Genomic DNA, 19491 nt, shown 5'->3' on the forward strand with positions numbered 1-19491 from the left:
GTTCCCGCGACCGAGCGCCGCAGCCGCGCGGCCTCGTGCCGCCTTCCTTTTTCCGCTGACGTGCCCATCTTACGGGCATCCCCATTCCGGGGATTTTGGGAAACGAAGATGAGCTTCATGCAGCGCAAAGGCAGCCTCTTGAAGGCGATGGCCGTGATTCTGTCACTGGCGCTGCCGACGGTGCTCGCCGTTTCGGCGGCTGACGCCCGGATCGGCGGCGGCTCCAGCTCGGGCTCCCGCGGCACGCGGACCTTTTCCGCGCCGCCTTCGACCTCGACCGCGCCGGGATCGGCGTCTCCGTTCAATCGCACCATCACCCAGCCGGGTCAGCCTGGCGGCGGCTTCAACACGGCGGCGCCTGCGCGCGGCGGCTTGTTCGGCGGCCGCGCCGGCGGCCTGCTCGGCGGGCTCGCGGCCGGCTTCCTCGGCGCAGGCCTGTTCGGGATGCTGTTCGGCGGCGGCCTGTTCTCCGGGTTGGGCGGCTTCGCCTCGATCCTCGGCCTGATCCTGCAGATCGTGCTGGTCGTGTTCCTGGTGCGCATGGCGATGGCCTGGTGGCAGCGCCGCAACCAGCCGGCCTATGCCGCAGGTCCGGCGCCGTCGCCCACCGACAGCCAGCAGAGCTTCCGCTCGGGCTTCGGTGGTCTTGGCGGCTTCGGCGGCAGCAACCCGCCGCCGCTGCAGATCCTGCCGGCCGACTATGAGGCGTTCGAGCGGCTGCTCGGCGAGATCCAGTCCGCCTGGTCGAACGAGGACGTTGGCCGCCTGCGGCTGTCGGCGACGCCGGAGATGGCCTCCTATTTCGAGCGCGATCTCGAGCAGAACCAGGGCCGTGGCGTGGTCAACAAGGTCTCCGGCGTCAAGCTGCTGCAGGGCGACCTCGCCGAATCCTGGCGCGAGGGCGGCGCCGACTACGCGACGGTGGCGATGCGCTTCACGCTGGCCGACAAGACCATCGAGCGCGCCTCGGGCCGCGTGGTCGAAGGCTCCGATCAGCCGCAGGAGGTCACCGAGATCTGGACCTTCCTGCGTCACCCCGGCGCCGACTGGCAGCTGTCGGCGATCCAGCAGGTCAGCTGAGCCGACTTTGAGACGATCATCAGGCGCCGCGGCACCGTCCGCGGCGCCTTTGCTTTGCGCTTCCCGGCCGGCGCGGAATAATCTCGGACGTGACGGGTTGCCCAATTTGAACGACATCGCACCCAAGCGATGCGCAAAAGCGATATCCACGCGGGAGGACGACATGACATCGATCCGGACCATCACGATCAGGAGTGCGCTGCTCGCCGCCATCTGCGGCGCGTCCGGCCTGGTGCCGCAAGCCGCCGCCCAGGGCGGTGACATGAGCTTCTTCCTGACCAGCACGGGCGTCGGCAGCGGCGGCAATCTCGGCGGCCTCGCGGGTGCCGACAAGCACTGCCAGACCCTGGCGCAGGCGGCCGGAGCCGGCGCCAGGACGTGGCGCGCCTATCTCTCCACCCAGGCCGCCGACGGCCAGCCGGCGGTCAATGCCCGCGACCGCATCGGCAAGGGGCCGTGGCAGAACGCCAAGGGCGTCGTCATCGCCAAGGACGTCGCCGAGCTGCACGGCGCCAACAATCTCACCAAGCAGACGGTGCTGAGCGAGAAGGGCGAGGTCATCAACGGCCGCGGCGACACGCCCAACCGTCACGACGTGCTGACCGGATCGCAGCCCGACGGCACCGCGTTCGCGACCAGCGAGGATCGCACCTGCCGCAACTGGACCAGCGCGACGCAGGGCGCGGCCATGGTCGGCCATTCCGACCGGATGGGCCTGCGCGACGACGACGCGTCGAAATCGTGGAACAATTCGCATCCCTCGCGCGGCCCCGATGGCGGCTGCTCGCAGGCTGATCTCAAGAGCACCGGCGGCGACGGGCTGCTATACTGCTTCGCAGCGAACTAACTCCGCGTCCTTTCCGTCGCATCAGCGTGTGGGCGCATCAGATCGAGGATGGCCCATGCGTTACGAGCTGTATTACTGGCCCATGATCCAGGGCCGCGGCGAATATGTGCGGCTCGCGCTGGAGGAGGCCAAGGCCGCCTATCGCGACGTCGCCCGTGAGGACGGCATCGGTGCGATGACGACGATGATGGGGGCGGAAAGCGATACGCCGCCGTTCGCGCCGCCCTTCCTCAAGGCGGGCCGCCGCGTCATCGGGCAGGCCGCCAACATCCTGTTGTTCCTGGGTCACCGCCATGGGCTGGCGCCCAAGACCGAGGCGGGCCAATCGTGGCTGCACCAGCTGCAGCTCACGGTGACCGACTTCGTCGTAGAGATCCACGACACCCACCATCCGCTCGGGCCCACGCTGTACTACGAGGACCAGCGCGTGCCGGCAAAGAAGCGCACCGCCGAGTTCTGGAGCGAGCGGGTGCCGAAGTTCCTCGGCTATTTCGAGCAGATCCTTCAGCGCAGCGGCGGCGCCTACGTCACCGGGCGCCGGCTCACCTATGTCGACCTGTCGCTGTTCCAGATCGTCGACGGGCTGCGCTACGCCTTCCCGAAGCGGATGAAAGCGTTCGAGCGCAGCATTCCCGGCCTGGTCGCCCTGCATGACCGCGTGGCCATCAGGCCGAACATATCAGCCTATCTCGACAGCGAGCGCCGCATTCCCTTCAACGAGGACGGCATTTTCCGCCGCTACAAGGCGCTGGACGACTGAGTCTCATCCCACGTCGACGCGGGCGGGCTGATCTCAACTCGTGAACCTGGAACGCGGGCTCGCGCCTCGCGCGTCGGTGCGCTTGCTCGCATTGTCCGAAGGGCGCGGCGAGCACCGGGCAGGCCGCGAGACGAGCGTTCAGACTGAATGAGTGAGAGGGCCTCGGAGATCAACTCACACGTCCAGCGGCGGACGCTTGATGCGCCGCCGCCACACGAAGTCGGCGCGTGGGACGATCAGGCGAGAATGTCGACGCGCGTGCCCTGTCCGGGCGGCAGCGGCGGACGTGAAGCCTGGTTCTCCGCAGCGGCTTCGTCGCCGGTCTTGTTGGACTTGAGGTCCTGCGTCTGGGTCTGTTGCGCTTGTTGGGTCTGCTGCTTGTTCGTCTCGGTCGAGACCTGCGGCTGCGGCGGAGGGGCCGGAGGCGATGATGACGACGAAACGCTCGAAACGGACATGGTCCTGCTCCTCGCTTGGTGTTGCGATCAGCGTGGCCATGGCCAACGAATGTTTCGTCAACCCGATCGGTTGAATTGTCTGCAACTGCTGGTGGCGCCGCGAATAGTGAACGGGTGGCTGATCCCCGTGCGGAAAGTCCGGTGCCGCCGGTCTGAAATCCCCGTCACGCTTGCCGCCGCAGCATGTCAGCGATGTCAGACCGCAACCGGCGCTGGATTCAAGAATTTGCTAGTTCCCTCGAATTTCCCGATTGAGCGCGAATGCGTTGCGGCGTCGGTGCGCGAATCTCGGAAGGAAGGTACTGGCCTACTGATCCTTGCTGCGCGTGATCGTGACCGACGACTCGGTCTTGGTCCGGACGCAGCGCATGTCGAGCCGGCGGTAGCGGCTGGTGACGTCGTCGCCGCGAAACAACCCAAGCCGACGGTAACAGCGTGTGACGCCGCGCTGCATGTCGTCCTTCGGCAAGGTGAACACGATTGCGGCCGCGCCGGCCATCAGGTCGATGAAGGCCGGCGGCGGCTTGCGGTCGGACTTTCCGAACAGCTGGTTGCTGAAGTTCTTGGATGGGCAGCCGAGCGTGATCTCGTGCGCCTTGGGATGGGCGAGATAGACCGTGCCGGCAGCCGTCTGGCCGATCCGGATGCCGTCGATGCCGTTCTTCAATTCCTTGGCGAGGTCGTCGCAACGATCGGCCCGCGCGGCCTGCGGCAGCAGCACCGTGCTCAGCGCAACGAGGAAAGCAAAGACCGCCGTGTAGTGAAATGAGCAATGATATGAATGCATTCCAAATACCCCCGGCGCCATTGAAGCCTGCGCGCGGAGGTCATGCAAGCGCGATGCGCCGCGGCCGCAAAAAATCGTCGGCGGGTGTGACCGCGTGTTGACGGACCGCGGTCATGGGCCGGCGGCCGCGGCGCGATTTTCGATCAGAACCAGCAGCGGCCCGGATGCGCAAGCGATACTCCGGCGGCGCGGCGCTCGCAGTCGTTGCCGTAGGTCTGGAAGTTGCAGCCGCAGACCGGCATGTAGATGCGAGGGCAGAGCGTCGGCTTCCGGCGGCAGACTCCCATCATGTCGAACCGGCCACACTGGCCGGCCGGGAACTCACAGTAGAGGCCGGCATTGCAGGCGATGCCGGCAAAGCCGCCGCACGCACGACCTGGACCGACCGCGCCGGCGCTACCCGGGAGCAGGGTCGTCAGGCCAAGGGCAAATGTGATCGCAACGAACAGACCTTTTTTCATGACGCCTCCAAGGAGAAAACGGATGGATCAACAATCCTGGGTTTTCTCTGGTGCCGTCCTGGTTCAATTCGTCGTGCCATTTGGTCATGACTGCTGGGGATCGCGGTATCACGCCGAAGCGACCTTGCGGGCCGTTTCGATCAGCACCTGGAAGGTCTCGTCGGGCGCGTGGTGGACCAGGTCGTGGCCGCAGGCGATGGTGTGCACGGTCCATGCGGAATCCGTACGCAGCCGCTCATATTGCGCAGTGAAGGGCGTCGCGCTCCAGCCGGTGGCATAGAGGAAGACGCGCGGCAGCGCCGCCGCTGGACGCGTGAGACGAAGCCGCTGCACGAAGGTGCCGAGCGGATGTGGCCGGCAGCGCGGATCGACCCCGTCGCGCGGCATCACGGTCAGTCCGTCATGGCCGGCCTGCGCGATCGCCAGCCGACGATAGTCGTCGCCGGCGAGATCCCACCAGGCCTGACCGTGCTCCGGCGCGAACGCATCGAGATAGATCAGGGCGGCGAGCCGCTCGGGCGCGCGGTCGGCGACCCCCGACGCCACCATGCCGCCATAGCTGTGCGCGCACAGAATGACCTCGGAGAGGTCTTCGACCGACAACAGCTCCAGCACGTCGGCGATATGCGTTTCCAGATTGATCGGGGCCGCCGGAGCCGGCGTGTCGTCCAGCCCGCTCAACGTGACCGCGTAAGCCGCATGCCCGGCCTGCCGTAGGCGCTCAGCAAGCGGCGCATACCACCAGCCGCCGCGCCAGCCGCCAGGAATGAGGACGAAAGTGGCCATATGATGCTCCCTGATGCCGCGTCGGGCATGTCTCGATCAGCTCCCGGCTTGCACCGTACCAGGGCTGTCAAGAGCCGAAGGAGGAGGCCTTCTGCTGCGCTCTTCGCAATGCTATATTGGGGGCATGACCAAGTTGCTCGAGCAGGCTTTACGAGAGGTCCAGCAGTTGTCGGCCGACGATCAGAACGCCGCGGCCGGAGCGCTCCTCGACTATGTCAGGCATATGCGTGATGTCGAGTTGACCGATGCGCAGCTTGAGGAGATTCGCCGCCGGAGGGCGAATCCAGATCGAAAGATTGTTTCCCATGCCGAGGCGCGGGAGCGCATCGGCCGTCTGGGCTCCTGACCGCGAATGAAGCTGGTTTTCGATGATCAGGCCGTTGCCGATATCGAGAACATTTACAGCTGGATTTCACAGGACAGTCCCTCGGCAGCGAAGGCCGTGGTTGATCGGCTCTTCAGTAGCATTGAATTATTGATCCCTTTTCCACGGATCGGCCATGCCGGCCGCGAACCTGGGACGTTTGAATGGGTTGTACCGCGACTTCCCTATATCGTGATCTATGAACTGGATCAGACGGCCGAGCAGGTCGTGATTACGGCCGTATTTCATAGCGCGCAGGCCCGCGATGGTGAGCCCGGCGGTCCATGATTTTGGCCGGCCGACGATGCGGATTTGCAACGATACTATTGGGTCGCGAGCGGCCAAGTCGACCAGCATACGAACCTTCCTTTTCCCTCAAAAGGGCTTAGAACGGCTCTATCGCCGGGGCCTCGGACAGGCATTTCCCGGCCTTTCAACCCCACGAGCTTCCCATGAATGCGCCCACCGCTTTCCCCGACCAGTCCAAGCCCGTTCCGCCCTACAAGCATACGCCGCTGTTTCCGCTGGGTCCGGACACCACGCCCTACAAGAAGATCACGGACGAGGGCGTGCGGGTCGAGAAGGTGTTGGGCCGCGACATGCTGGTGGTGTCGCGCGAGGCGCTGCGGATGCTGTCGGAAGCCGCCTTCGGCGAGATCAATCACTTCCTGCGTCCGGGCCATCTGAAGCAGCTGCGCAGCATCCTGGAGGATCCCGAGGCCAGCCCGAACGACAAGTTCGTCGCGCTCGATTTCCTGAAGAACGCCAACATCGCCGCCGGCGGCGTGCTGCCGATGTGCCAGGATACGGGCACCGCGATCATCATGGGCAAGAAGGGCTGCAACGTCATCACCGATGGCGACGACGAGGCGGCGCTGTCGGAAGGCGCGCGCGACGCCTATCTGCGCCGCAACCTGCGCTATTCGCAGGTCGCGCCGCTGTCGATGTACGAGGAGAAGAACACCGCCAACAACATGCCGGCGCAGACCGAGATCTATGCCGAGGGTGAGGACGCCTACAAGTTCATGTTCATGGCCAAGGGCGGCGGCTCGGCCAACAAGAGTTTTCTGTTCCAGGCGACGCCCTCCGTCCTGACCAAGGACCGGCTGCTCGCCTTCCTGAAGGAGAAGGTCCTCACCCTCGGCACCGCCGCGTGCCCGCCCTATCACCTCGCGATCGTGATCGGCGGCACCTCGGCTGAATTGTGCATGAAGACGGTGAAGCTGGCGTCTGCGCGCTATCTCGACGCGCTGCCGACCCAAGGCTCCGCTGATGGCAACGCCTTCCGCGATCTGGAGATGGAGCAGGAAATCCTCAAGATGACGCAGTCGCTCGGCGTCGGCGCGCAGTTCGGCGGCAAGTATTTCTGCCACGACGTGCGCGTCATCCGCATGCCGCGCCACGGTGCGAGCTTGCCGATCGGGCTCGGCGTATCCTGCTCGGCCGACCGCCAGGTGCTCGGCAAGATCACCAAGGACGGCGTCTATCTCGAGGAGCTCGAGCATCATCCGGCGCAGTATCTGCCGGAGGTCGAGCAGGCGCTCGATGGCGAGGTCGTGAAGATCGACCTCAACCAGCCGATGAAGGACATCCTCGCCACCTTGTCGAAGAACCCGATCAAGACGCGGCTGTCGCTCACGGGCACCATGATCGTGGCGCGCGACTCCGCGCATGCCAAGCTGCGCGAGCGCCTGGAACGCGGCGAGCCGCTGCCGGACTACTTCAAGAACCATCCGGTCTACTACGCAGGCCCCGCCAAGACACCGGAAGGCTACGCCTCCGGCGCGTTCGGTCCGACCACCGCGGGCCGCATGGATTCTTTCGTCGACCAGTTCCAGGCCGCCGGCGGCTCGATGGTGATGGTCGCCAAGGGCAACCGGGCGCCTGCCGTGCGCGAGGCCTGCAAGAAGTATGGCGGTTTCTATCTCGGCTCGGTCGGCGGCGCCGCCGCGAACCTCGCCGAGCACTGCATCAAGAAGGTCGAGGTGCTCGAATATCCCGAGCTCGGCATGGAAGCCATCTGGCGCATCGAGGTCGTCGACTTCCCGGCCTTCATCATCATCGACGACAAGGGCAACGACTTCTTCAAGGAGCTCAACCTGGGCTGAGGTCCTCGTCGTAGCGGCCCAGTGCGATTCGAGGATGTGATGGTCGAATGGTTCGATGACCTCCAGATCGGGATGAGGTTCAAGAGCGGCGAGGCGACCGTGTCGCGTGAAGACATCAAGCGCTTTGCCGCAGAATTTGATCCGCAGCCGTTTCACCTCGATGAGGAGGCGGCGGAGAAGACGATCCTGAAGGGGCTTGCCGCCTCCGGATGGCACACTGCCGCGATCGCGATGCGGCTTGCGGCGGAAGCGCGTCCGTTTGGCCCGCATCCGCTGTTTGGCGCCGGGGTCGACGAGCTGCGCTGGTTGAAGCCGGTGCGGCCGGGCGACTCGCTTCATCTCGAGGGCGAGGTCGTCGATCTTGTGCCCTCGCAGAGCAAGCCGCAAGGTATCGTGCGGATCAAATGGACGGCCTACAACCAGCACAATGAGGCGGTCTACACCTTCAATCCGATCGCGATCGTGCCGCGGCGCCCGGCCTGACCGGCGCCTGGGCAGGAGTGTTTGCGGCATCGTGAGAGATGTTTCTCGGCCTTGATGGATTTCGCAACGGCTGGGTCACCGTCCTTCTCGGCGGAGACCGGCAGGAGATCGAATTCCGTCCTGACCTTGCGAGCGCCTTGGCCACACCGTTCGCCCGCGCCGCCATCGATATCCCCATCGGCATGACCGACGACGGCGAGCGGATCTGCGACCAGCTCGCGCGCGACAAGCTCGCGCCACACCGCTCCCGTGTCTTCACCGGCGCGCGGCGCTGGCTGTGGGACGGGTTCACCGATCCCGACGAGGCCAACGCCGAGGCGTCGCGGCGCGGGCAGAAGCGCGCCTCGCGCCAGCTCTGGCATCTCGGCCGCAAGATCATGGAGGTCGATGCCTTCGTGCGCGCGCATCGCGGCCTCGACATCCGCGAGGCCCATCCGGAGCTGGTGTTCCTGCGCCTCAACGGCGCGCCGCTGCCGTCGAAGAAGACGGAGCAGGGCGCCAAGCTGCGGCGCGACTTGTTAGTTGCCGCCGGCTTCGCCGCCATCGACGACTGGCTGACCCGCGCCCGCATCCGCACCGGCGCCAAGCCCGACGACGTCCTCGACGCCTGCGCGGTGGCGCTCGCCGCCCGCGACTGTGCCGGCAGTGTGCCCGAGGGCGAGCCGCCGCGCGATGCGCATGACGTGGCGATGCAGATCTGGTTTTGACAAGGGGCGTATGGGCACAATCGGCGCCTCAATCTCCGCTGTCATTCCGGGGCGGCGCGCGAAGCGCGGCGAGCCCGGAATCCATCTCGCTGCGCGAACTGGCGTGAGATGGATTCCGGGCTCGTGCTGCGCACGCCCCGGAATGACGGAGGAGAGATGTCGCGTATCATTCAGATGGACTGTCAGGCGAGCCTTGGTCGCCGCTGTTCTGAAAAAAATAAATATCTTGCGGTTTATCGGAAATCATGATTTCCTCTCCCCATCCCGCCTCACTGCGGAGGGGCGTTGCGCGCGATCGTCACGACACGCGAGGCGGGGAGGCGATGGCCGCGAGGTGCCGCAGCGTGGGGAGACCTGCGCGGACGAACGGCAGCTTGCGGACGTGAAGTCGCAGGGTCCTGACACCCCGATGCTGGTGTTACGTTCGCGATGATGCCCAGCGCATCGCGCGGATCATGGTGGCCAACAAGCCCGGCGCACCAGGGAGACTGCGTATAAGCGTGAAGACCATCGCGCAGGGAAGGCCGGGCGTTTCCGGCTGCACCTGTGGTACCTGCCGCCTGCATTTTTTCTCGCAGGCGGGCCGCAGGCGTCAGCCGACGCCTGGCCTTCCCTGCGCCCTCTGCATTTGAAGAGGGACATGTCGATGCATCACCCGGGCGTTGTTCGCCGCGGGAATGCGGTCCTATGTCCAATGCTGTTTGAGATGTGAAGCGGATGAAACTCGGTGTCGTCCCGGGCAAGCCACGACGCGCGCCAGCGCGGTCGCGGCGCCGACTTGGGACCCATACACCGCGGCAGATGTGATGTGCGGGTGTAGCGGCGCGCCTGCCTCGAACCGCTCCCCGGGGCTATGGGTCCCGGCGTTCGCCGGGACGACAGCGGTGCTTGTTGAGCCGGTCGTTGTCACAGCGGCAAGCGTAGGGTGGACAAAGCGACCGCCCGCAGGGCGGTCGCGTGCCCACCATCTGTCTGCGCATTCCCGAGGGAATGGTGGGCACGGCGCGCGCGAGGGTTCGCCATCAGACGGCGGCGGCGCGGCGCGCCTTTGCCCATCCTACAGAACCGTGATCAGGCCCGCGCGCCGGTGAAGGCGAAGCTGCCCATGAAGCCGATGCCCATCTCGCCGGAGATGGTGTCGCCGGACACCTTGCCCTTGAAATCGAGCGTCAGCGGCATCGGGCTGGTGATGGAGACCTTCCAGGCGACGTCGTCGCCGTCGACGGTGCCGTCGAAGATCTCGGCGGAATCGCCTTCCGCGGCCTGGCTCCCCGTCAGCGTCGCGCCCGAGCTCTTCACGCTCAGGGTCGCGCTGCGCTCGCCCATCGGCGTGTTCAAGGTCAGATTCCAGTTGCCGTCCACAGCCATCGATCGTTCTCCCTGGCGTTGTGCATCCCCAGGCGCCGAAGCGGCCCCGCATGGATGCATTCGGCGCCCCTATAGCGCATCTTTGGCCGCAAGCCCATTGGGCGATCAGATGCGGCGATCAGGCCCGCGCGGCCCTGATGCGGTTGGCAACCACGAAGCGGAAGGCGACGAACTGCAGCGCGAAGGCCGCGACCTTGGCGCCGCCGGCGACCACGGTGATGTAGAGCACCCACAGCTTGATGTCGCCGGTCATGGCGACCGCGATCGTGCCGAGGCCGAGCGCGAACATCAGCGCCGCCCAGGCGTAGCCGGCGACGGTGACGTATTCCGGGATGGTCTCCGCCACGATCGGCGGAACGTAGCGCAGCATCCAGCCGCGCTTGAGCATGATGACGCCGATCGCGAAATGGCCGATCGCGGGCTTGGCGAACATGAAGCGGGGATCGTTGGTCAGGAGCGTGACGCCGCCGAGCACGATGACCAGGCCCACGCTGGCATAGGCCATGAAGCTGAGGCTCACGCCCTTGATGCGGGCGTAGACCACCTGCACGATCGCGACGGCGACCGCGGCCGAGGTGGCCAGCACGACATCGTCGGTCGCGACATACAGGATGAAGAACACTGCGGCAGACAGGAAGTCGGCAGCCAGTTTAGCAAACACGTCTTTCACGCACGTCTCCCTGGGGGCAGAACCGGTCACGAATCCTGGCCGGACATTGCGGCGGCAGTCTGCACGGCCATGTCCTTTGCCTTACGGTACTCTGGATACCAGCGCGTGAAATAAAGTGCACTATTGCGTGCGGCAAAAGCGATGGCGAGGCCGCTCCAATAGGGCAGGCCGGGCACGTAGAGCGTCATCAGGTTGCCTATGATCATCAGCAGTGCCGACAGCGTCCAGGCACCGGTGATGACGTAATTGGCGCGCAGAAAGCCGGGAATTGCCGCGGTTTCCGCCGGCACGGCCTCGATCGCATATTGCAGGGTGAAGGGTGCGCGCAGCAGCATCGAGCCGAGCGACAGCGCGAAAATGCCGCAGTCCACCGCGAGGCGCACCGCAGAGGCGCTCATGGCCGGATCGACAAAGCTGAGGTAGCCGGCGACCATCGCGAACACGAAAGCCGAGCCGAGGCCCAAAATCTTGATCGAGCGGCCCTTGGCGATGTCGAGCGCGACCACCGCCAGGCACAGCGCGGTGGCCACGGCCAGGCTGAGTGTGGCCGACACCACCATCATCAGCGCGGCGTAGATGCCGTAGGGCGCAAGGATGAGGAAGATGGTCATCGATGCTCCTCCCGAGCCGATCTTTACAATGGCAAGATAAATACGGGGCGTCGGGCGGTGGGTCAAGTCAAATCTTGACAGTGTCAAAATATTGTGAGGATGAGATTTTATATCGTGGTATCAGATGTTTAATCAGGATGGGCGGCGGCGCGCTAGGCCGCCCCGACCCAATTGCCGTGGAAGCCGTCGGGCACCCGGTGGCCGAGATGGACCAGCGCGACGGGGCCGCTGCCGATATCGGTCGCGTTGAACACGGCGAGGTCGCTGCAGTTGGTGTCGGCGCGCCAGACCACGGTCAGCAGCCAGCCGTCGCCCTCGGCAGCCTCAGGGCTGCGCGGCACGAACACCGGCTCGGACAGGCTGTCGCCGTCCGGCAGCAGGTAGGCCCCGCGGCGTGCGCCGGCGCCGTCGACATGGGCGATCCCGGAGAGCGCGCCGAACAGCGGCCCGTCCGGATTGGCGCAGGCGTACCAGCCGTGATGGCTCGTGAGCCCGGCGCGGCGGTCGTCGATGCGGGGGAATTCGCCGGTGAGGTCGTCGAGATACGTCTGGGTGAAGCGGTCGCTGTTGCCGGCGAGATCGAAGCTCCAGCGGCACAGGCGCGCGCGCGACTTCGCGGGGTCGGTCGGCCGGCCGTCGGGATGGGGAAACAGCGGCGGCTCGTCGAATTGCATGACGTCGGCGATGATGCGGCTGCCGTCCTCCCAGGCGTTCATGATGTGGAACACGTAGCAGGCCTCGCCGCGAAACCAGACGATGTCCTTGACGTCGCCGCTGCGCTTCATGATGCCGACGAAGGCGCCCTTGTCGGGCTCCCACGCATAAGGCGGCTTGCCGGACATTGCCCGCTCCATGCTGCCGGTGAGCGGCAGGATCGGAAACAGCACGTGATCGGCCGTGACGATGAAGTCGTGCACCATGCTGGCATAGGGCGCCTCGAAGCGACTGAGGCGCGCGAGCTTGCCGCTTGCGTCGACCGTGCCGTAGGACAGCGCTGGCGTCAGCGGGCCGGTGGCGTTGTAGCCGAAGAACAGCAATTCGCCGGTGACCGGATCGGTCTTCGGATGCGCGGTGAAGGCGCCGCGCAGGCGGCCGCCGAAATCCTGGTAGCCTGTTGTCGCCAAGGTGCCCGGCTCGATCTCGGTTGGCAGATGCGCCTCTTCGAGCGCCAGCAGCCGGCCGGCATGGGCGATGATGTTGGTGTTGGCGACACCGCCGTCGGTGATGTCGCCAGGGGCGTCCGGCAGCTTGCGGCCGAAGCCGCCGAACAGCGCGCGCCCCGCGCGGCGCTCGGCCTCGAATTTCGGTGTGCGGATCCAGCGGTTGCGGTAGGCCGCGCGGCCGTTCTCCAGCTGGAACGCGTGCAGCATGCCGTCGCCGACGAACCAGTGCGCGCCCGGAGCGTCGAATTGGGGATTGGGACCGTTGCGGTAGAGCGTGCCGTTGAGCGCGCGCGGCAGCTCGCCGGTGATCTTCAGGAACGGTGCGTCGCATTCGAACGGGATCGGCGCGAGGTTGCTGCGCTCGCGCCTGGCTTGCTGGGCGGTGTCGCGCGACTGTCCGTTCATGGCCGTACCTCCACTCTATCTTTACGTTGTAAAGATAACCCTAGCCGCGTGGGCCGCGCCGGTCAAGTCAAATCTTTACGCTGTCAAAATTGCTTGTATAAGGAGGCTCATGACGAGCAAAACGGAACAGGTTCGGGCGCGCGCCCGCGGGGCCGCGACCCGAACGCGGCCGCGGCATGCGGCCGGCGCCACAGCAGGGGCGACGACGCCCTATCATCACGGCGCGCTGCGCGATGCGCTGCTCGAGACGGCCGAGCGTGTGCTGGAGCGCGATGGGCTCGCGGGTCTGACCCTGCGCGCGGTGGCGCGCGAGGCCGGCGTGTCGCATGCGGCGCCGACGCATCATTTCAAGGATCTTACCGGCCTCGTCAGCGAGCTTGCCGCGATCGGCTTTACGCGTTTCAACGCGACGATGAAGCAGGCGGGCGAATCCGCGGGTACGCCGATCGAGCGGGCGATGGCCCGGGCACGCGCCTATGTCGCCTACGCGCAGGCCAATCCAGGCATGTACGGGCTGATGTTCCGCACCGAGCGTCTCGATTATTCGCGGCCGTCGCTGCACGAGGCCGCCGAGGCCTCGTTCGCCGGTCTCGCCGGATCGGTTGCCGCCAGAAGCCCGGATCAGGTCGGCGACGAGGAGCTGTCGCTCGATCAGGCGGCCACCATCGCCCGTGCCTGGTCGCTGGTGCACGGCTACACGATGCTGCTGCTGGACGGCCGTCTCACCGACATCCTGCGCCGCTCGCCGCCGGGCACCAATGCCGAATCGCTGCTCGAGGCCATGCTGAGGGCAACGGTGCCGAGACTGCCGCCCGGTGCATAGATCGGCGGACGCGGACCACGATCGGAGCAAAACATCGTTGCAGCCGGCTGCAAGCTGGGGACGGTTCGCGTCGATGGCGCGAAACACCTGACAGCATCGCGAAATTATCCTAGAACGGCCACCTCGCGAGGTTCATCTTTCTCAACGCTCATGCCTGTCATCCCGCCGACCAAACCCTATCGCATCGGCCGCTCCAAGACGGGGCTCGGCCTGTTCGCCACCAAGCCGATCAAGAAGGGCACCAAGATCGTCCGCTATTTCGGTCCGCTGTTGGATTCGAAGAAGGCGGAGGAAGACGCGATCGAGAACAAATACCTGTTCGAGCTCGACAAGCGCTGGACCATCGACGGCTCGGTCCGCGAGAACGTCGCCCGCTACATCAATCATTCCTGCAAGCCGAACGCCGAATCCGACGTCAAGCCGCGCAAGAAGAAGATCTTCATCCGCGCCATCAAGGACATCGAGCCGGGCGAGGAGATCAACTACGATTACGGCACCGACTACTTCAAGGCCTATCTGAAGCCGATCGGCTGCAGATGCGAGCCCTGCGAGAAGAAGCGGGCGAAGAAGAAGGCCGACGCGCGTGCCGAGCGTGTGGGTCTGAAGCCGAAGGACGGGCGCAAGCCGAAGCGGAAGACCGAGAAGCTCGCCAAGGACAAGGCCAAGCAGCGCGCGAAGGCCAAAGCCAAGATGGAAGGTGAGGCGACCGCGCGCGGCAAGGCCAAGAGCCGCCGGCCGGCGAGCGCCGCCGGCAAGCGGGTCAAGTCCAAGACTGCCGCAGCCAAGACGCTCAGCGGTGGCGCACGCGCGGCCTGAGCAGAGCAGGGTGGGTTACGCCGTGACCGCATCCCGGCTGCGGCGCAAGCCGATATATTGCAGCTCGGCGAACACGCCGGTTGCCACAGCCTGGGCCGCGACGAAGATCTCGCCGAGCACGTTGGGCGCGACCATGCCCGAGAACAGCAGCGCGATGCTGCCGACCGTCCATGCCGCATTGCCTGCGATCACGAGCAGGATCAGCGCCCGCGGCGCCGCCGCGCGCGACGCCAGCCAGCCGACGAGGATGGTGTAGGCGATCAGGAACAGGCCGGTCTCGCGCAGCAGGGCTTCAGCAGTTGCATCGTCGGTGAAAGCCAGCCGGCCGCGCCGGTGAGCCCGACGGCGGCGACGCCGCTGAACAGGGCGTCGGCAAGCAGGGCCTGGCGGAGCAATGGTGACGAGGTGATCATGTCGGGTCTCCTTTGGTTGCGGGATGCGAGGGCGGTTCAACTGAACCAAGACAGAAGCCGACCGCGCAGGCGCGTTGGGCACAGCGAGCGTGCCGCCCGCGTTTCGATCGCCTGCACCTGCGCGAGGACGAGGCTGCCCGTGGCGTGCAGCAGCGGCTCCGGCATGTTGAGCGAGCGTGCCAGCAGCGATGTCGTAAGGCCTGCCAGCCACTGGCTGACTGCAGTGAGGGGAAAACCCCCGGGATGGCGCTGCCTGCTCATGGTCATCTCCTGTGCCGACGACCATGATCGGGATCAGGAGGGAATTCGATTACCTCGCACGTCATGGAGGCGCTGACGTCGCCATGATAAATATCGGCTCATGACGACACAGATCGCCTCGGCGCGTGCCGACCGTGCCAAATCCCTCCATGTCGGCGAGCATCTGCGGCAATGGCGGCAGCGCCGGCATCTCAGCCAGCTCGACCTCGCGCTCGATGCCGAGATCTCGGCGCGGCATCTGAGCTTCGTGGAGACCGGCCGCGCCGCGCCGTCGCGCGACATGGTCCTCAAACTGGCGGAGCGGCTGGACGTGCCCCTGCGTGAACGCAACGTTCTGCTGGTGGCCGCCGGCTACGCCCCGGCGTTCCAGCAGCGCCCGCTGGATGATCCGGCGCTGAAGCCCGCCCGCGAGGCGATGGCGCTCGTGCTCAAGGCCCACGAGCCCAATCCCGCGCTCGCCGTTGATCGGCACTGGAACCTGGTGGCGGCGAACCGGATGGTGGCGCCGCTGCTCGCCAGCATTCCGGAGCGGCTGCTTGCGCCGCCGCTCAACGTGCTGCGCCTGGCCTTCCATCCCGAGGGTCTCGCGCCGCGTACCGTCAATCTCGCCGAATGGTGCGGACATCTCTTGGAGCGGCTGCACCGGCAATGCGAGGCGACCGCGGACGCGGGGCTGCTCAGGCTGCACGAGGAGCTCAGATCCTATCCGATCCCAGCGCGATCGGCGCCGTTGCCTGCGGACAACGTCGCCATTCCGTTCAGGCTTCGGCATGGCGCCGACGTGCTGAGCTTCTTCTCGACCACGATGGTATTCGGCACGCCGGTCGACATCACGCTGTCGGAACTGGCGCTGGAGAGCTTCTTCCCGGCCGACGATCTCACCGCCATCAGGCTCAGGGAGATGGTTACCTCCCTGTGACCTCGCTTGCGTTGGCCGGGCCCGGGCTTATCTTGGGCCTGTCCAAGGGAACCCGGGAGAGCCCGCATGAGCACCTTGAAGCCGCTGATCATCGACGTCGTCTCCGATGTCGTCTGTCCCTGGTGCTATATCGGCAAGCGGCGGATCGAGGAGGCGCTGAAGCTCGCACCGGAGGTACCGGTCGAACTGAACTTCCGGCCGTTCTTCCTCAATCCCTGGGTGCCGCGCGAGGGCATCAGCCGTGACGAGTATCTCACGACCAAGTTTGGTTCGGTCGAGGCCTACAAGGGCACCGCCGGCCGGGTGGTCGCGGCGGCCGAGCAGGAGGGGCTGAGCTATCGGCCCGACAAGGTCGCGCGCCAGCCCAACACGACCGACTGCCATCGCCTGATCCGCTGGGCGGGCTCGATCGGCAAGGCGCCCGAGATGAAGCAGCGACTGATGGAGCTGTACTTCCGCGACGGCGGCGACCTCACCGACGTCGAGGTGCTGGTGCAGGCCGCGGCCGATTGCGGGCTCGATGCCCAAGTGGTCCGCAAGATGCTGGCGACCGACGAGGACGTGGCACTCGTGTCGGCGCAGGCGCAAGAGGCCGCCGAGAAGGGCATCTCCGGCGTGCCGACCTACGTGTTCGCGCAGAAATACGCTGTCTCCGGCGCGCAGGATCCGCAGATGCTGGCGCGTGCCATCCGCCAGGTGTCGGCCGAGGTCAACGCCCAGGCTGCGGAGTAGCGGTCCGCCTCTTCCGCCAACCGCGGATGGCGTGGATAGCCCGGCGTCCGAGGCCGAGCCCCTCGCGGCGCGCGATCAAGGCGGCGTGGATGAGTTCGACGACGGGATCGCGCGCGTAGAGCGGCACCAGAACGTCGCCGATCGCGAGGCGTCCGCGCCAGATCGGATTGATCATGGGATGCTCGGGACCTGCGGTCGAATCGGCGGAGTTGATCCTCGGGTCGCTGCAGAGATGACGCGTCAGGTCGAGGGTCAATTGCACGCCGGGCGAATATCTCGCGAAACACTCGTCGACGCCGAGCTTGAAGAAGAAAGCGCGGTCCTGGTGGCGCAGCACGATGCCGGCGGCCACGGCAGCGTCACCGGCCAGGAGGCTGACGATCTCGCAGGCCTCATCCTGGGCGAGCGCAGGTGCGGCACGGCGGATGAAGCTTGCATCGCCAGGGTGCTGGACCAGCGCCGTGCCGCGCCGTCCCTTCCAGCCGCTCGCCTCCAAGGTCAGGAACGTCTCGAGCGCCGCGGTGACCTCGCCGGGCGTGCGCGCGACCTCAAAACGGACTTCGCCATGCTCGGCCATTCGATGACGCTGGCGGCGCAGCTCCTTCAGCTTCTTTGCGCCGAGCGCATCCTGGAGCACCTTCTCGCCATCGCACGTCGCATCGAGGCAGGCCCGCTCATAGGATTGAACGATGCGCGGGCGTAGCCGCTCGCGACGCAGGACGGCGTCGAACGCCCGCATTGCGGCGCCAGCGATCGACATGTCACGCAGGAGCACAGCGCGCGCGCCCGTTCGTCGTGCCTCGTCGAGAAGTCGTGCCGTGGCCGCCTCCGCGCTGTCTCGGTCGAGCAGCGGCGTGCACAAGGTACCGTAGGGATGGCCACTGGCGAGAGCAGGCAGTGGCAACTTGCAGGCGCGCCACAGCGATGTGACCGGCATCAGGCCGACGAGGCGTGGCCGGGGATCATCGGTCCATGCACTGAGGGCTGAGGTGCCGGTCCGCCCTCGTGCCGAGGCATTCACCGCGAGCTCCCAGCTTGGCAGATAGTAGCCGTTGGGTTCCACGGCCCGCGCAGCGAGCTCCTGCCAATCCGTCGGGGCGACCGAAGTCAGCGCCAGCACTGTATGCCTGCCGGACGCAGCGCCGGCCACGCGGTCTTGTCTCGTTGCAATCGCACGATCGATGATCTCGGCCACGTCCCGGCAATCCCCCTGCTGCGCCATGGTCGCGCAGCTCGATCGAATGGTATTTCAAAGCTGACAAGATAGGCCTTGCCGGTCCGCTCAGATTTGCGCGGCGGCCTTTACCGCGCATTCACCACGGTCCAAGCTCGGGATCAGCGGATCAGCGCAACGTCGCGGAATGCGCCGATCAACGGCTTCTCGAGCTTGCCCTCCATCCCCTGGAGGATCTCATAGGCTTTCTCGCGGGCCATCACCGGCTTGTAGCTGCGGTATTCGATGAGCGCCGAGAAGATGTCGGAGATGGTGAGGATGCGCGTCAGATCCGGAATGTTGTTGGCCATCAGCCCGTCGGGATAGCCGCTGCCGTCGAGGAATTCATGATGATGGCGGACCGCGTTCAGCACTTCCGCGGTGATGGCCGCGTTGTCCTTCAGCGCGTCGTATCCCGCCGCCGGATGGGTCTCGACCAGAGCCCGTTCCTTGACGTCGAGCCGGCCCGGCTTGTCGAGGATGGTCAGCGGGATCTTGGCCTTGCCGATGTCGTGGAACATCGCAGCCATGTAGAGCCGCTCGAGATCTGAGCTGTGAACGCCGAGGCTCAGCCCGAAGTCGATGGTGATGCCGGTCACCAGCAGACAGTGTTGATAGGTGCCTTCATGGTGACGGCGAACGGTCGAGAGCCAGTCGGACAGGCCGTTCTCAGCAATGCAATCGGCAATGTGCCTGCCTGCCCGTCGGGTCTCATCGACGTCGATCTCAGCTCCGCCCAACACCGCTGCGAACATCGAGGCGATGCAGGCCGCGCCTGCAAAGGCGGCCTGTCGATCGTCCGCCGCGATGCTCTTTGCCGGCGGGCCTGGTCGCGCATCGAGCAGCTTTCCAAGCAACTGATTGCGGCTCGGCGTGTTCGACAAGACACTCGTGGCGCCCAGCGCATAGGCCTGTACCGTCGACAGGCGCGATTTGTGGTTGGTCAGGAAGATGCGGCGAGGAATGCGCGCGAGGCGGTCGGAGATGTCCTTCAGCGCCGTGATGTTGTCGACGTCACGCAGGTCTGCAGCCACGATGATAGCGTCGATGTCGCGGCCTCGAATGCCGGCATCACCGATCAGTTCAGATGTGAGCGAGCAGCGCTCAGCCAGCATGCCGCGAAGCAAGGCAAGCCTGGCCGTATCGTCGCCGACGAGGTGAACGTTCATGGAGAACCAGGTCCAGTGGTCATTCCGCGTCTTAATCGGACTGGATGTTCCCCAAGAATTGTTAAATTTGAGCCATTCGTTCGGTCT

The 19491-nt window shown here is 65.9% G+C and carries 23 protein-coding genes and 1 pseudogene; 12 read left to right on the forward strand and 12 right to left on the reverse strand.

Going from position 1 to position 19491, the window contains the following annotated elements; all coding sequences use genetic code 11:
• Nucleotides 1-117 precede the first annotated feature (117 nt).
• The 3 genes from LQG66_RS36130 (at nt 118) to LQG66_RS36140 (ending at nt 2687) form a co-directional block, all read left to right on the forward strand.
• The gene (locus LQG66_RS36130; protein WP_231328073.1) at nt 118-1080 is read left to right on the forward strand and encodes a Tim44 domain-containing protein; all 963 of its coding nucleotides are present in this window, start codon (nt 118-120) and stop codon (nt 1078-1080) included.
• A 163-nt stretch (nt 1081-1243) separates the two neighbouring features.
• Complete coding sequence (locus LQG66_RS36135) at nt 1244-1927, forward strand: lectin (protein ID WP_231321318.1); 684 nt, start codon at nt 1244-1246, stop codon at nt 1925-1927.
• Between the two features lie 55 nt (nt 1928-1982).
• On the forward strand, nt 1983-2687 hold the full coding sequence (locus tag LQG66_RS36140; RefSeq protein ID WP_231321320.1) for a glutathione S-transferase: 705 nt from the start codon (nt 1983-1985) through the stop codon (nt 2685-2687).
• 236 nt (nt 2688-2923) lie between these two features.
• Here the strand turns inward: LQG66_RS36140 and LQG66_RS36145 are convergent, their stop codons facing one another.
• From LQG66_RS36145 to LQG66_RS36160, 4 genes are all read right to left on the reverse strand, one after another.
• Complete coding sequence (locus LQG66_RS36145) at nt 2924-3145, reverse strand: hypothetical protein (protein WP_231321331.1); 222 nt, start codon at nt 3143-3145, stop codon at nt 2924-2926.
• A 307-nt stretch (nt 3146-3452) separates the two neighbouring features.
• Entirely contained in the window at nt 3453-3932 is a 480-nt protein-coding gene (locus LQG66_RS36150; RefSeq protein WP_231321333.1) for a hypothetical protein, read from the reverse strand.
• 143 nt (nt 3933-4075) lie between these two features.
• Nucleotides 4076-4393, reverse strand: coding sequence for a Kazal-type serine protease inhibitor family protein (locus tag LQG66_RS36155; RefSeq protein WP_231321335.1), 318 nt, complete (start codon nt 4391-4393; stop codon nt 4076-4078).
• A 108-nt stretch (nt 4394-4501) separates the two neighbouring features.
• Nucleotides 4502-5179 carry an alpha/beta fold hydrolase gene (locus LQG66_RS36160; protein ID WP_231321338.1) on the reverse strand — a complete coding sequence of 226 codons (678 nt, stop codon included), beginning with the start codon at nt 5177-5179 and terminating at the stop codon, nt 4502-4504.
• A 124-nt stretch (nt 5180-5303) separates the two neighbouring features.
• Here LQG66_RS36160 and LQG66_RS36165 point away from each other — a divergent pair, with 124 nt between their 5' ends.
• The 5 genes from LQG66_RS36165 (at nt 5304) to LQG66_RS36185 (ending at nt 8841) form a co-directional block, all read left to right on the forward strand.
• Complete coding sequence (locus LQG66_RS36165; RefSeq protein WP_231321340.1) at nt 5304-5525, forward strand: hypothetical protein; 222 nt, start codon at nt 5304-5306, stop codon at nt 5523-5525.
• Nucleotides 5526-5531: 6 nt separating this feature from the next.
• Entirely contained in the window at nt 5532-5831 is a 300-nt protein-coding gene (locus tag LQG66_RS36170) for a type II toxin-antitoxin system RelE/ParE family toxin (protein WP_231321342.1), read from the forward strand.
• A gap of 164 nt (nt 5832-5995) precedes the next feature.
• On the forward strand, nt 5996-7651 hold the full coding sequence (locus LQG66_RS36175; protein WP_231321351.1) for a fumarate hydratase: 1656 nt from the start codon (nt 5996-5998) through the stop codon (nt 7649-7651).
• Between the two features lie 39 nt (nt 7652-7690).
• Nucleotides 7691-8134 carry a MaoC family dehydratase gene (locus LQG66_RS36180; protein WP_231321353.1) on the forward strand — a complete coding sequence of 148 codons (444 nt, stop codon included), beginning with the start codon at nt 7691-7693 and terminating at the stop codon, nt 8132-8134.
• Between the two features lie 38 nt (nt 8135-8172).
• Nucleotides 8173-8841, forward strand: coding sequence for a DUF429 domain-containing protein (locus LQG66_RS36185; protein WP_231321356.1), 669 nt, complete (start codon nt 8173-8175; stop codon nt 8839-8841).
• 1071 nt (nt 8842-9912) lie between these two features.
• Here the strand turns inward: LQG66_RS36185 and LQG66_RS36190 are convergent.
• From LQG66_RS36190 to LQG66_RS36205, 4 genes are all read right to left on the reverse strand, one after another.
• On the reverse strand, nt 9913-10209 hold the full coding sequence (locus tag LQG66_RS36190; protein ID WP_231321358.1) for a hypothetical protein: 297 nt from the start codon (nt 10207-10209) through the stop codon (nt 9913-9915).
• Nucleotides 10210-10327: 118 nt separating this feature from the next.
• Nucleotides 10328-10879 carry a septation protein IspZ gene (locus LQG66_RS36195; RefSeq protein ID WP_231321360.1) on the reverse strand — a complete coding sequence of 184 codons (552 nt, stop codon included), beginning with the start codon at nt 10877-10879 and terminating at the stop codon, nt 10328-10330.
• Between the two features lie 26 nt (nt 10880-10905).
• The gene (locus LQG66_RS36200) at nt 10906-11490 is read right to left on the reverse strand and encodes a hypothetical protein (RefSeq protein ID WP_231328074.1); all 585 of its coding nucleotides are present in this window, start codon (nt 11488-11490) and stop codon (nt 10906-10908) included.
• Between the two features lie 152 nt (nt 11491-11642).
• The gene (locus tag LQG66_RS36205) at nt 11643-13058 is read right to left on the reverse strand and encodes a carotenoid oxygenase family protein (RefSeq protein ID WP_231321362.1); all 1416 of its coding nucleotides are present in this window, start codon (nt 13056-13058) and stop codon (nt 11643-11645) included.
• Nucleotides 13059-13167: 109 nt separating this feature from the next.
• On the opposite strand from LQG66_RS36205, the gene LQG66_RS36210 reads away from it, so the two are divergent.
• Together LQG66_RS36210 and LQG66_RS36215 are read left to right on the forward strand one after the other, a co-directional pair.
• On the forward strand, nt 13168-13881 hold the full coding sequence (locus LQG66_RS36210) for a TetR/AcrR family transcriptional regulator (protein ID WP_231321364.1): 714 nt from the start codon (nt 13168-13170) through the stop codon (nt 13879-13881).
• Nucleotides 13882-14031: 150 nt separating this feature from the next.
• Nucleotides 14032-14697, forward strand: a complete 666-nt coding sequence (locus tag LQG66_RS36215) for an SET domain-containing protein (protein WP_231321366.1) — start codon at nt 14032-14034, stop codon at nt 14695-14697.
• Between the two features lie 15 nt (nt 14698-14712).
• On the opposite strand, the pseudogene LQG66_RS36220 reads toward LQG66_RS36215, so the two are convergent.
• Both LQG66_RS36220 and LQG66_RS36225 read right to left on the reverse strand, forming a co-directional pair.
• A pseudogene (locus LQG66_RS36220) lies at nt 14713-15110 on the reverse strand (hypothetical protein).
• A gap of 36 nt (nt 15111-15146) precedes the next feature.
• Nucleotides 15147-15371 carry a hypothetical protein gene (locus tag LQG66_RS36225; RefSeq protein ID WP_231321377.1) on the reverse strand — a complete coding sequence of 75 codons (225 nt, stop codon included), beginning with the start codon at nt 15369-15371 and terminating at the stop codon, nt 15147-15149.
• Nucleotides 15372-15471: 100 nt separating this feature from the next.
• Between LQG66_RS36225 and LQG66_RS36230 the strand changes: the two genes are divergently transcribed.
• Both LQG66_RS36230 and LQG66_RS36235 read left to right on the forward strand, forming a co-directional pair.
• On the forward strand, nt 15472-16290 hold the full coding sequence (locus LQG66_RS36230) for a helix-turn-helix domain-containing protein (protein ID WP_231321379.1): 819 nt from the start codon (nt 15472-15474) through the stop codon (nt 16288-16290).
• A gap of 66 nt (nt 16291-16356) precedes the next feature.
• A complete protein-coding gene (locus LQG66_RS36235) occupies nt 16357-17022 on the forward strand; it encodes a DsbA family oxidoreductase (protein WP_231321387.1) in 666 nt (221 codons plus the stop codon).
• Here LQG66_RS36235 and LQG66_RS36240 read toward each other — a convergent pair.
• Together LQG66_RS36240 and LQG66_RS36245 are read right to left on the reverse strand one after the other, a co-directional pair.
• Nucleotides 17000-18208, reverse strand: coding sequence for a GNAT family N-acetyltransferase (locus tag LQG66_RS36240; protein ID WP_425601376.1), 1209 nt, complete (start codon nt 18206-18208; stop codon nt 17000-17002). The two genes, LQG66_RS36235 and LQG66_RS36240, sit on opposite strands and share 23 nt — an antisense overlap.
• Nucleotides 18209-18357: 149 nt before the next feature.
• Nucleotides 18358-19404, reverse strand: coding sequence for an HD-GYP domain-containing protein (locus LQG66_RS36245; RefSeq protein WP_231321389.1), 1047 nt, complete (start codon nt 19402-19404; stop codon nt 18358-18360).
• Between the last annotated feature and the right edge of the window lie 87 nt (nt 19405-19491).

Origin of the sequence: Bradyrhizobium ontarionense (genome assembly GCF_021088345.1) — a bacterium.
In the GTDB taxonomy this organism is placed as follows: Bacteria; Pseudomonadota; Alphaproteobacteria; order Rhizobiales; family Xanthobacteraceae; genus Bradyrhizobium; species Bradyrhizobium ontarionense.